The organism is Paenibacillus physcomitrellae (assembly GCF_002240225.1).
GTDB lineage: Bacteria > Bacillota > Bacilli > Paenibacillales > Paenibacillaceae > Fontibacillus > Fontibacillus physcomitrellae.
This window is the reverse complement of sequence record NZ_CP022584.1, coordinates 3,282,702-3,295,770: the sequence shown is the minus strand read 5'-3', so window position 1 is coordinate 3,295,770 and position 13,069 is coordinate 3,282,702. Positions and strand designations below refer to the sequence as shown.

Annotated in this window: 9 protein-coding genes; 5 read left to right on the top strand and 4 right to left on the bottom strand. The window is 51.8% G+C overall.

What is annotated here, in order from left to right:
- Positions 1 to 24: 24 nt before the first annotated feature.
- From CBE73_RS14935 to nspC, 5 genes are all read left to right on the top strand, one after another.
- The gene (locus CBE73_RS14935; protein WP_094094880.1) at positions 25 to 3,414 is read left to right on the top strand and encodes a DEAD/DEAH box helicase; all 3,390 of its coding nucleotides are present in this window, start codon (positions 25 to 27) and stop codon (positions 3,412 to 3,414) included.
- 161 nt (positions 3,415 to 3,575) lie between these two features.
- Positions 3,576 to 4,220 carry a peroxiredoxin-like family protein gene (locus tag CBE73_RS14930; RefSeq protein WP_094094879.1) on the top strand — a complete coding sequence of 215 codons (645 nt, stop codon included), beginning with the start codon at positions 3,576 to 3,578 and terminating at the stop codon, positions 4,218 to 4,220.
- 115 nt (positions 4,221 to 4,335) lie between these two features.
- Positions 4,336 to 5,178 (top strand): hypothetical protein, encoded by an 843-nt coding sequence (locus CBE73_RS14925; protein WP_094094878.1) that lies wholly within the window; start codon positions 4,336 to 4,338, stop codon positions 5,176 to 5,178.
- Between the two features lie 575 nt (positions 5,179 to 5,753).
- Complete coding sequence (locus CBE73_RS14920) at positions 5,754 to 7,007, top strand: saccharopine dehydrogenase family protein (RefSeq protein WP_094094877.1); 1,254 nt, start codon at positions 5,754 to 5,756, stop codon at positions 7,005 to 7,007.
- Positions 7,008 to 8,135, top strand: a complete 1,128-nt coding sequence (nspC, locus tag CBE73_RS14915; RefSeq protein ID WP_094094876.1) for a carboxynorspermidine decarboxylase — start codon at positions 7,008 to 7,010, stop codon at positions 8,133 to 8,135.
- A 366-nt stretch (positions 8,136 to 8,501) separates the two neighbouring features.
- Here nspC and CBE73_RS14910 read toward each other — a convergent pair whose 3' ends face one another.
- The 4 genes from CBE73_RS14910 to CBE73_RS14895 are packed head-to-tail and all read right to left on the bottom strand — an operon-like array spanning position 8,502 to position 13,069.
- Complete coding sequence (locus tag CBE73_RS14910) at positions 8,502 to 9,338, bottom strand: MurR/RpiR family transcriptional regulator (RefSeq protein ID WP_094094875.1); 837 nt, start codon at positions 9,336 to 9,338, stop codon at positions 8,502 to 8,504.
- The gene (locus CBE73_RS14905) at positions 9,338 to 10,096 is read right to left on the bottom strand and encodes a PHP-associated domain-containing protein (protein ID WP_094094874.1); all 759 of its coding nucleotides are present in this window, start codon (positions 10,094 to 10,096) and stop codon (positions 9,338 to 9,340) included. Before CBE73_RS14905 ends, CBE73_RS14910 begins: the two co-directional genes overlap by 1 nt.
- Entirely contained in the window at positions 10,093 to 11,241 is a 1,149-nt protein-coding gene (locus tag CBE73_RS14900) for an ABC transporter ATP-binding protein (protein ID WP_094094873.1), read from the bottom strand. Before CBE73_RS14900 ends, CBE73_RS14905 begins: the two co-directional genes overlap by 4 nt.
- A 1-nt stretch (position 11,242) precedes the next feature.
- Positions 11,243 to 13,069, bottom strand: a complete 1,827-nt coding sequence (locus CBE73_RS14895) for an ABC transporter permease (protein WP_229752604.1) — start codon at positions 13,067 to 13,069, stop codon at positions 11,243 to 11,245.

The following is a 13,069-nucleotide window of genomic DNA, read 5'->3' as shown; positions in this document are numbered from 1 at the left end:
ATCAAGATGGAAAGGACCGGTCCTATGAACGTCAAATTAACGAAGAAATCGATCAAGCAGTGGTGCGGAGCCCATGCCTATCAAAAAGGAGAACGGATCAACCGCGGCCAGAAGGTCTCGTTTGTCCAGTTTGAGGAGGACACCGGCCGCTATACGGCGGAAATTACCCACCAGGGACATCACGAAGTCCAGCTGGATTTCGAAGGAATTAGCCAGGATGGCCGTCCGGAGGCCGTCTGCTCCTGCCCTACTTTGGATTCCTATGATGCGTTCTGCTGCCACATTGCCGCCGTGCTGCTCCGGCTGTACGAGCTCCATCAGGCCGATAACGATAACGCCGGCTTTGACCGTGAAGCCGGCGCCCTTCCTGCTCATGCCGGCGTTGTTCGTTCTGCCTTGCAGACTTCTGACGGGCGGATTCCCTCAGCTCCCTCTGCCCTCGGCTTGAACCAGCCGGAAAACAGAGCCGGCTCCCCTGCCCTCGCCGAACGTCTCCTCGGCCTCTTCGAAGACAAGCCGGTAAGACCCGTTCATAACCGCACACTGGTTGAAACCCGGAATCTGCTGCAGGTCGAGTTCATCGTCAAGCTGCTCGAATTCTACCCGTACACCTTCCTGTTCGGCATCGAGCTGAAGGTCGGTCCCAAATCCCTGTATATCGTCAAAAATATCGCTTCCTTCCTGGATCAGCTTCGCCGCGGGGAAAGCGCCGCCCTCTCGCCTAGGTTCAGTTACGATCCCGAGCTGCACAGCTTTGCCGCAGAGGATGAAGCCATCCTTCAGCTGCTTGGCGAAGGGCTGCAGGACCGCGCACTGTACCGGGAAACAGACCGGCTAGGTGCTATTTTTGCGCCGGGGGCAAGCAGCGGCCGCCAGCTGCTGCTCCCCCCGCAGGTCTGGAAGAGCCTGCTGCCGCTGCTGCTTAAGGCTCCCAAAGTGACGCTTATGGACGGAGAGCGGAAATATGAAGGAATCTCCGTCTCGGAGGAGCCGCTGCCGCTTCGTTTCGAGCTGGACAAGGCCGACTCCGGCTCTGAAGATTACGAGTGGCTCGCAGACGGACTTGAACGGATTAAAGTCCTGGAGCCCTATAGATTGGCATTCCTTGAAGGCAGGCTGCTGCCGCTTTCATCCAAGACCTGCAAGCAGCTGGCCGAGCTGAAAGCCATCCTCGAAGAGGGAAGCTCCAAAGGCGGTTCGCTCGCGGTCCGGATTCCGGGCAGCCATATCGAAGCCTTTATGAAAAAAGCCGTTCCCGGCTTCAAACGGCTCGGCTCCGTCAGCATCGCCCCGGCTGTTGCCGAGAAGGTCACGCAGGTTCCGCTCCAGGCCAAGCTGTACCTGGACCGGGTCCGTGACCGGCTGCTCGCCGCCGTAGAGTTCCAGTACGATACGGTGGTCATTAACCCGCTGGAGGAGGAACGCGCGCAGCCAGGCAGCCACCGGATTCTCGTCCGCGATGCCGAGCGAGAGCAGCAAATCCTCGACATTCTGGAGCAGCAGCCATTCACGAAGACGGAAGCCGGATACTATATGGACGAGGAAGAGTCCGAGTTCCATTTTCTTTATACGGTCGTCCCGCAGCTGGAGAAGCTGCTGAAGGTCTATGCCACAACAGCTGTGAAGATCAGGGTCCACAAGCTGGATGAGCTGCCAAAGGTCAGCCTTCAGGTATCGGCGACCGAAACGCTGAACTGGCTGGAGTTCCGCCTGAACATGGGCTGGATCCCCGAGACGGAAATTCGCAGCCTGATCAAATCGCTGGAGGAGAAACGAAGATATTACCGCCTGCCAAGCGGTTCCCTGCTGCCGCTGGATAGCGGCGAGCTGCAGGAGATGGCCGAGTTCCTCAAGGAAACGGGACTCCTGCACCACGAGATCGAAGGCAGCACAATCCGGCTGCCTCTAACCCGGGGGCTGCCTTTTATCAGCCAAGGCTCCGGCTCCGAGATCGTCAAGCTGGACCGCCCGGTCAGACAGCTTCTGGAGAATCTGCGGAATCCGGACAATCTGGATTTTCCGGTTCCGGCCTCTCTTTCGTCTGTGCTGCGTGATTATCAGACACTGGGGTACCAGTGGCTCAAAACACTGGCCTATTACGGATTTGGTGGCATCCTGGCCGATGACATGGGGCTGGGCAAAACGCTGCAGAGCATTGCTTACATCGCTTCCGTTCTGCCGGAGATCAGGCAGCAGAACCGGCCGGCCCTCGTCATCTCGCCGGGATCGCTCATCTATAACTGGCGCGACGAGCTGCGGAAGTTTGCGCCGGACATTCGGGTGCTCATTGCGGATGGCACTCAGACGGAGCGGTCAGCCAAGCTAAGGAGGCTTGAGGAAGTCGATATCGTCGTTACCTCCTATCCACTTCTGTTGCGGGATCAAGAGCAGTATGCCAAGGAGCCGTTTCACACGCTTATTCTGGATGAAGCGCAGGCGTTTAAGAATCCCGGCACCCAAACCGCACGGGCAGTCAAGTCCATCCAGGCCGGATTCCGGTTCGCTTTGACAGGCACTCCGGTCGAGAACCGTCTGGAGGAGCTGTGGTCGATTTTCCATGTCGTATTTCCGGCCTTGTTCCAGGATCTGAAAACCTTCGGCAATCTAACGCGCAAGGAAGTCGCCAAACGGGCGAAACCTTTTATGCTCCGCAGATGGAAGAGGGACGTACTTCAAGACCTGCCCGAGAAGATCGAATCCATGAAGCCGGCCGAGCTGCTGCCTGAACAGAAGAAGCTTTACGCCGCTTATTTGGCCAAACTCCAGCAGGATACGCTGAAGCATCTAAGCGTAGACGGTTACCAGAAGAGCCGGATCAAAATCCTCGCCGGGCTGACCCGTCTCCGCCAGATCTGCTGCCATCCGGCCTTGTTTGTAGAGGGCTATAAGGGAAGCTCTGCGAAGCTGGAGCAGCTGATGGAGATCGTGGAGGAAGGACGGGCCAACCGCAAACGGATGCTCATCTTCTCCCAATTCACGGAAATGCTCGGACTGATCGGCGGAGCGCTGGACGATGTGGGTGTTCCTTATTTCTACCTTGATGGATCTACGCCGGTCAGGGAACGGGTCGAGCTTTGCCGCCGCTTTAACGAAGGCGAAATGGACGTGTTCCTGATCTCGATGAAGGCGGGCGGCACCGGTCTTAACCTGACAGGAGCCGACACGGTCATTCTTTATGACCTGTGGTGGAACCCGGCCGTCGAGCAGCAAGCTGCAGACCGCGCTCACCGCATGGGGCAGAAGGAGGTTGTCCAAGTGATTCGGCTGATCGCCAAGGATACAATGGAGGAGAAAATGTACGAGCTTCAGCACAACAAGAAGCAGCTTATTGATGAAGTGATGGGCCAAGGGGGAGAAGCTGTTGGCGGCGCCTCCTTGACCGAGCAGGAGCTGCGGGAGATTTTAAGGCTTTGAGAATTTCAATGCTGGCCGACATCGAACATCAAGCTTTTTTGGAGTTGACAATCCAAAGAAATTGAGATAATATGGATTACGTAAAGTGGATTACATACTCCAAAATATTTAACCCTTTACTTCAAGACAAAGGAACTTAAGCTCCAAGAGGAGGAACTATTATGTCTTTAACTCAATCGCTGGCGGATGCCAAACAAGAATTCATCGCCCATACACCTCTGGAAATCCAGTCTGAATTGTTCCGGTCGATCCAGGAACAGCAGGAATCGGGAATTCCTTTTGGTCTGAAGGAAGGGCAGAAGGCTAAAGATTTTACCTTAAAAAATGCTTTGGGAGAAACGGTTAATCTGTACGATGAGCTGTCCAAAGGACCGGTTGTGCTGACTTTTTACCGCGGGGGATGGTGTCCTTTCTGCAATATGCAGCTTAAGGCTTATCAGAAGGTGCTGCCTCAAATCGAAGAACTGGGTGCCCAACTATTGGCGATCAGCCCGCAGAGCCCGGACAACACGCTTTCTCAGAAGGAGAAAGAAGAATTGACCTTCCAGGTGCTCAGCGATAACAACGGCCTTGTGGCTGCTTTCTATAATATCCTGTACGATGTTCCGGACTATCTCCAGGACGTCATGAAGAACAAGATGGGCATGGATCTGGCCGAATATAACGCGACAAACCGGTGGATTCTGCCGATCCCGTCCACCTTTATGATCGATGAGTCCGGCATCATCCGCTCCGCTTACGTGAATCCAGATTTTATGCAGCGTTTTGACCCTGAAGATATTCTGCATGAGCTGAGAAAGCTGTAAACCTCTTTAAACTTTTTAGACCAGGCCCTTCCACGGAAGGGCTTTTTTCTATTGTCCGGATGAATAACGCAAGCCGACTGGCGGATATATTAAGAAGAAAATCGGAGCATGATCTATGCCTAACTTTGTTCCTTATTTATTTCTGGCTCTGCTCAGTATCGCGCTCTTAACCTTTACAATCCGGAATAAACGGCAGCCCGGTCTGCTTGTTCTGTTCCTCTGCTTCTCTGGAATGGTTTTTGTGGCCGAGTTCTTTGTGCTGGTTATCGGCAACGCTTATGAATATCTGCCTGACGTACTTTCCAAACCGTATTATGACAACATTTTAGGTTCTTTCCCATCGAACCTGTTCATTATTCCAGTTCTGGCTCTAGTGGCGTCTGTATATTCTCTCCGCTTCCCGTGGCTCGTTGTCCTTTCTGCCAGCTTGATGGGGGTGGAATGGGGATTTGAACATCTGCATATTTATCACCGGTTTTGGTGGAGGAGAGAGTACACCTTTATCGTTTTGCTGTTCTTCTTTGGATTCGCCAGGCTTTGGACGGGGTTTCTGCATTCCGGCCACAAATGGACGCGGTTTATTTCGCTTTGGATGATGTGCTGGAGCAGCACCGCTATCGTTATGTTCATTATGTCTGTTACCGGGTTTCGCTTTTATCATTACGGCCTCTACACGGACATTTATAAAGATGACGTCTTTATTGCGGCTACGGTTGGATTCGTTAAAGGATTCATCTTGACGGCCTTTACCATAGGCAGCCGAAAGTGGGGCTGGCGCCTGTTTGCCCCGGTGCTTCTTTATGCGGGCGATATGGTTTTACATGGATTTGGGGTGCTCATCATTCAAACTTCACTTTGGCTTTATACCCTGATTTATCTGGCAGTGGCTTCCTTGCTGCTGGCCTTGGTCGTTTATGCCAATAACTTCTTTGCGAAAAATCAACCGATGTTCAGATAAGATAAGCTTCATCCTTAATATATTTAAAAAATTTTATTTTTTCCATTGCTCTTTGGGGCTGCACCTGTTATTATGGATTTGCATGATTTTTGGAAAGCTAATATTCAATATATTAATCAGATCTTTCCAAGCAGATAATTTTGACCACTTCCCAAAGAAGTTAAGGCCATACGGACAGCCGGGTCAAATGCCGATTGGCAACTCTTGTTGCCTTATTGATTGAGTTAAAAGCTCAAATTTTATAAGTTGGTTACTTTACAACCAGTGCATCTGCACATCAACTTGTGAAACGGTCAATAAGAGTGGTAAAGGCGAATTATTTGCTAAATAGACTCTGATCCCAACCCGATATATTTGAATATTAAGAGCTTATCCATAACAGGTTTTTTTATGGCTGATGGATGCCGGGCTTGTCCGGTCATTTTTAGGGCTTTCTTAATATCGAATGATATCGCAAGCAAGTGATGATGCGCAGTTGATGCGTTTTGTTCACTTGCTTTTTTATTTTGATTCGTGACCGTTTATTTTCAAGAACATTTATTTTTTAAAAAAAGATGAAGAGGAGAATGGAGAAAATGGGAAAAGCGCTTATTATCGGAGCGGGCGGAGTTGCTTCCGTTGCTGTTCACAAATGTGTTCAAAACAGTGAAGTATTTGAGGAAATCTGCATCGCCAGCCGCACCAAATCCAAATGCGACGAGCTGAAGGCGAAACTGGACGGCGGGAAAACCAAAATTACGACGGCTCAAGTTGACGCCAACAATGTAGATGAACTGATCGCTTTGATCAACGAAGTCAAACCGGACATCGTCATGAACCTGGCTCTGCCTTACCAGGACCTGACTATCATGGATGCGTGCCTGGCCACCAAAACGCACTACATGGATACAGCGAACTACGAGCCTGAAGATACTGCAAAATTCGAATACAAATGGCAGTGGGAATACCGCGAGCGTTTCGAGAAAGCCGGCATCACCGCTTTGCTCGGCAGCGGCTTTGACCCAGGCGTAACAGGCGTATTCTCCGCTTATGCTCTGAAGCATTATTTTGATGAAATTGAATATATCGACATCCTGGACTGCAACGGCGGCGACCATGGCTATCCTTTCGCCACTAACTTCAACCCTGAAATCAACATCCGCGAGGTTTCCGCGAACGGCAGATACTGGGAGAACGGCGAATGGATCGAAACGAAACCGATGGAGGTCAAACGCGTCTACAACTTCGCTGAAGTCGGCGAGAAAGACATGTACCTTCTCTACCATGAAGAGCTGGAGTCCCTGGCGGCTAACATCCCTGGTCTGAAACGCATCCGTTTCTTCATGACCTTCGGACAAAGCTATCTGACACACCTGAAGGCACTCGAAAATGTCGGCATGACTTCCATCGAGCCGATCGAATTCGAAGGCAAGCAAATCATTCCGCTGCAGTTCCTGAAAGCCGTTCTGCCTGATCCTGCATCCTTGGGACCACGCACGAAAGGTAAAACGAACATCGGCTGTATCTTTAAAGGCAAGAAAGACGGCAAAGACAAACTTTATTACGTATACAACGTTTGTGACCATGAAGCATGCTACAGAGAAGTGGGCTCCCAGGCTGTTTCTTACACAACCGGCGTTCCTGCCATGATCGGCGCCATGATGATCCTGCAAGGACACTGGAACAAACCAGGCGTGTACAACGTCGAGGAGTTCAATCCGGATCCATTCATGGAGGCCTTGAACAAATGGGGACTTCCTTGGGTAGAAGACTTCAATCCGGTCATCGTTGATGCTTATCCGGAAGACGAGAAGTCTGATGTCAAACAGGAAGCAGAGGTCGTGAAGTAAATGCGTTTTGAAGATCTGCCCACACCTTGTTATGTAGTAGATGAAGAGCTTCTTGAGAACAACCTGAAAATTCTGGCGGGTGTCATGGAGCGTACGGGTGCCAGCATCATTTTGGCGCAAAAGGCTTTCTCGATGTACACCACGTACCCGCTGATCGGCAAATATTTGAGCGGTACAGCGTCCAGCGGCCTGTATGAGGCACGCCTTGGACACGAGGAAATGGGCAAAGAAAACCATGTCTTTGCCCCCGCTTACCGCGATGACCAAATCGACGAGATTATCTCGATTTGCGACCATATTATTTTCAACTCGTTCTCCCAGGTGGAGAAGTACGGGGCAAAGGTGCTAGCTGCCGGCAAGAAAATCGGCCTCCGCATCAACCCTGAGTGCTCCACCCAGGTAGGACACGACATTTACAATCCTTGCGCTGTAGGCTCCAGGTTCGGCGTGACGATCGACAACTTCCGTCCTGATCAGCTTGAAGGGATTTCCGGTCTGCATTTCCATACGCTGTGCCAGCAGAACTCGGATGACCTGGCCACTACTCTGGATGCGATTGAAGAGAAATTCGGGCCTTATCTGTCCAAGATGGAATGGATCAACTTTGGCGGCGGCCATCATATCACCAGAGAAGATTATGACATTCCGCTGCTGGAAGCCTGCATCAAACGCATGCAGACCAAATACGGCTTGAAGGTTTACCTGGAGCCGGGCGAAGCGGTTGCGCTGAACGCCGGTTACCTGGTGACAACGGTGCTGGATACGATGAAAAACGGTATGGATATCGCGATTCTCGATACCTCCGCTTCTTGCCATATGCCGGATGTGCTGGAAATGCCTTACCGTCCGCCGCTTTTCGGTTCCGGTGAACCCGACGAGAAAGCTTACACTTACCGCCTCGGCGGCCCGACCTGCCTTTCCGGGGATAACATCGGGGATTATTCCTTTGATGAGCCTCTGAAGCCGGGCGACCGTCTGGTCTTCGGTGACATGGCCATCTATTCGATGGTGAAGAATACCACGTTTAACGGCATGCCGCTTCCGGCTCTAGTGCTGAAGGAGAAATCCGGGGACTGCAAGGTCCAGCACGAGTTCGGTTATGAAGATTTCAAAATGCGTCTTGCGTAAGTCTTAGTTTGAAACAGCCTATAAGCTTAGTTTAAGTTAAGTTAAATTGAGTTAAATCAGTAACTTGACTTAATTTATTAGTCCGGGAGAGCACGGCGATTTTCCTGTAAAGGAAACCGTCGTGTTCTCTTTATGTATACATAAATCCGGGTTGTCTGAGTACAGAATGCTAAAGAAATGCCATCAGTTGAATCAGCCAAAGCAGTGAATTCAGCTAAATCAGCTGTATCAGTTGAAAAAGTTTAATCCGTTGAGTCATTTGCTTCAACTGAAAATGCAAACAAGGCACCCGATTTGGGTGCCTTGTTTGCTATTGTACCGAAGGGGATACAGCCGAGAGCGGCTGTTCCCGCATGTTTTTTCAAGCTAAACCCGCTTTGGAAGCCATCTCTGGTACTGGTGCCTCAGCTTGTGCAGCTCTTCGCTGCCCTGCAGAGCCTGCTGCCCCCGCTGTTTGCCTACCGCAACAATCAAGGTTTCGACAAGAGCAATCGGCGCAACCATCGAGTGGAATTCCCACAATTCGCCGCGCGCTGTATACAGCACGAGATCCGCTTTAGGCCGCATATCGCTGACGAGCAGATCGGTAATCAATAAGGTGCTGCACCCGCGGCTGCGGGCAAAATCAAATAAAACAGCCATTTCCGGCGATTCTGAAACGAACCCGAAGATGACGATGACATCCTGTTCACGAATATGAATGAGGCTGTTGAGCAGCTCGTGCCCTCCGCGGTCCAGCCGGCGGACTTCAACTCCAAACCGCATAAGCCGGAAGTCCATCAAAGCGGCAAGAGCCTCAGCCGAGCCCGGTCCATATAAATAGACGGTTCCCGCATGACTTAACATAGCTGCTGCCTGCTCGAAGTGCTCCTGATCCAAATGCTGTGCGGTTTGCTCCAAATAATCAGCGGAGGTTAACAGATGGGCGCCAGGGCTGTTCTCGCTCATCTTATCAAAAGCAGACTGCAGCTTGCGAACGGGAGAGATTTGGGCGGCATCTTTGACCTGCTGCTTGAAATCCTTCAGGTTCTTAAAGCCGATTTCCGCCCAGAATCGCGAGACCGTTGAGATGCTCACTTCACAAGCATGGGCCAAATCCTCTTCTACCATGTACGGGATGTTGTCTACATTTTTACTGATATAGTCTGCAATCCGCTGATGCCCCCGTGAAAATTTCCGGTTGGCAAACGTCAGGTCGATCATCAGACTACCTCAACTTTAGCCTTCAGAAGTTTCTTGACCGTGTTCGCTGCGCGCACTTGAAGATCGAGATGCGGGGAAATATGCCGCTTATAGCTTCCGGAGCGAATTGCCTCTTTAAGCTCTGCAATGGTTTCGTAATCGCCGGGAAACTCATTATACACACAGCCCACCTGGAACATTTGATGAGCGTCACTGCCGGCAATGACAGGAACACCAAGCTCGGATCCAAGCGTCAACACCTTGGCGATATTCTCCTGAATTCCAATCTCGTGAAGATCCTTGCCATTGAGATCAAGGGCATCAAAACGGCTCAGCAGACGGCGATCGACATGTTCAAGCGGTGCATTCGTACGGAATGGGTGTCCAGCTATGACCATCATCCCGCGCGGCTCACAAAGCTCAAACAGCTGATCCAGACCGATAAATTGGCCGGGAGAAGTATGCGGAGTCAGCAGCTCCCGGATTTCCAGCAGCTTGTCCTTCGGTCCGCTGACCAAAGTATGTCCGCCTTCCGCCACATCAACCTCCATGCCTGTAAAAATCTTAAATCCATTTCGATCATAATAATGGTTGTTGCAGGGGAAGAGCTGATCCAGCGTTCCGTAAACCCCCTCAAAACGATGGGTATTAAAATGCTCCGTAAGCGTAATGGCGTCCAGCCCGGCTGCCGCGGCTTCATTCAGCATGCTGTCAAAATGCTCTATACTAAATTCCGTCTTCTTCGAAAGCTTAACATGGATGTGAAAATCAATTCTCATAGGGCTAATCCTCCAGAATAAGTTTGGACAGGATACGTCTTCTCCAGAAGCCGCCCTGATTCCTTGTGATAGATGTTCATTTGATCGCTGCGCAGGGCAGCATATACCGTTCGTCCAAGCTCCACATCGTCCGGATCGTCTAAAGTACGCATGACCAATTCTGTGCCGGATGCCTGTAAATGAAGCAGGGTTTCTGCCCCTGCCTGCTCGATCGATTCGATGCTGACAGGAACGCTGCCGGGCAGGTGGGCTTCATACAAACGAATATGCTCAGGTTTGACCGCTACAATAAGCTCGGTGCCCGTCTCCAGCTGGCCGTTCATGCCTTCCAGCGGGAAGAATCCGATCGGCGTCTGCAGACCGCAATCACCCTGCTGCTGCGCGGCTTCGGCCGGCAAATAGTTCATATGGGTATCCGTGCTAAAAATAAATTCAGCGATTTCCAACGTTTGCGGACGCTTATAAAGCTGTCTGGGCGTATCCAGCTGGGCGATGTTCCCCTCGGAGAGAACCGCGACTTTTGTAGATAACATCATCGCTTCCTGCTGGTCATGCGTAACGAAGATAATCGTCGTCTTCAGCTCCTCATGCAGCCGCTTCAATTCGGACCGCATCTCTACGCGGAGCTTGGCATCCAGATTGGATAAAGGTTCATCCATCAGCAGGATATCGGGCTCCGTTACAATCGCCCTCGCCAGGGCCACCCGCTGCTGCTGGCCGCCGGACAGCTCGCCCGGGTATTTCTTCGCAAGCTCGGGAATCTGCATTTTGGCGAGCGCATCGTGAACGCGCCTTTGAATGTCCGCTTTCGGTTTCTTCTGTATCTGAAGGCCAAAAGCAACGTTGTCGAACACCGTCATATGCGGCCATAAAGCATAGCTTTGAAACACCAGGCTAAGCCCTCTCCGGGAAGGCTCCAGATGATAATCCGTTGCGCCGTTGGCGACCTCGCGTCCGCCGATCAGGATCGTGCCCGTATCGGCCTTCTGCAGTCCGGCGATGGTCCGCAGCAGCGTTGTTTTTCCACAGCCTGAGGGTCCCAGAAACGTCATGAAATCCCCCTGCTCAATCATCAGATCAATGCTGCGCAGGACAGGCTTCTGATCCAGAGACACGCTGATATTTCTCATTTCAATGACAGCCATGTCAGGAGCCCCCTATTCCTTGAGTAAGATCGGCTTTGCCGAATTTGACGGATAACAGATAGACGGCCATAACGATTGCAATAATGATCATCAGGATGACGTTCGTCAGCTGTTCATATCCTTTCTCCGCATAATAAAAGGTAAGCGTGGTTAACGTTTCCGTCCGCGGCGTCACCAGCATGATAATCAGCTCCATCTCCTTCATCGCGCCGATAAAAACAAGCAGAAAGACGGAGACAAGGCTTTTCCTGTTGAGCGGCATCAGAATCCGCCGGAAACGCGTGAACCAGGAAGCCCCGCTGATTTGCGCGGCCTCCTCCAGCTCCTGCCCGATCTGCATAACTGCGGCGCTCCCGGCTTTCACCGTAAACGGCAGTTCCTTCACAATCGTAATCAGGATCAGCAGACTCATCGAGCCGTAAAGCGCCGGGATCAGCAGCGTTGGCTTGGCGAACATCGAAATATAAATGGCGGCCAAAGAGATGCCCGGAATCAGATACGGCAGGAAAGAAATCTGATCAACCGCCCGGCCCACCCACGATTGCTTGCCTCTGGCTACAACATACCCAAGGGCCAGACCGATGACCGCAGCAATGACCGAGGCGATGCCGGACAGCAGCAGGGAATTCTTGAAAGCCAGACTGAAGATCGGGTTCTGCAGCACGCCCTTCTCTCCGGTGTTAATATCGGGATCCGAGCCGCCCCACCAGTAATGCATGGAGAGGTTGCTGAAGCTGTACACCCCTTCCTTGAGCATAAAGGTTTGTACCAGCAAAACCACTAGCGGGATAATCGCAATCAGAACCATGAGCACCAAAATCATCCCTGCCGCAGGTCTTCTCCACCGGCCCAGAGCAGTCAAGGTCCGCGCGCTGGCTTTGCCTGTAACCGTCACATAGCTTCTTCTCCGTCCAATAATCCGCTGGTTGAGGAAGATCGCCGCCATGCAAATTACAATCAGCAGCAAGCTGAGCACATTCGCCTCTGTGGTCAACCGGGAACGCATGCTGGAATACAGCATCGTAGAGATCATATCGAAATTGACCGGGGTGCCCAGCAAGGCAGGGACGCCATAGGAGCTGATCGCTTTGGTGAAGATCAGGATAAAGCCGGACAGCATAGAGGGAATAACCAGCGGGAACACAATTCTTCGTAAAATCGTTAACCGCCCGGCCCCCGCCATGCCCGCCGCCTCTTCCAGCTGACTGTTCATGGAGCTTAACGCCGCCCCTACAATTAGAAAGAAATAGACGCTGTCATGGGCGGACAAGGACAGCACTATCGGAACGAAGCCATAAGACAGCCAGTCCGGGGGCGAAATATGAAACAGCGACTGCATAATGCCCGGCGTTCCTCCGATCTTCTGATTCTTGAAGAAGGTCAGCCAGGCCTGGGATAACACCCAGGACGGAAGTAAATACGGAATGACTGCCAGAAAGGCAATGATCTTCTTAAAAGGAATATCCGTTCTGGTCACCAGCCAGGCCAGCCCGCAGCCCAGTACCATGGAAATGGCAGAAACGGCGAATCCAACGGCCAGAGAATGCAGGACCGGTTCATAGAATAAAGAGGCGCTCATGTCGCTGGCCAGCACCCGGACCCAATGATAGAAGGTGAGGTGTCCCGGCTGGGCTTCGGCCGTAAGGCGCATATCCTGCTGCCGCCACACGAAAGTGGTATATAACATCTCGAGAACCGGCCAAACGATTGTATAGAACAACAAGAGTAAGGCTGCTATCCCGATCATTTGAACGGGATTTCGCAGCCAGTTAAAGGTTCGATTATACAACCGTGAAGTTTTGTTGATCGGCTTCGCCTTGGTTGTCAA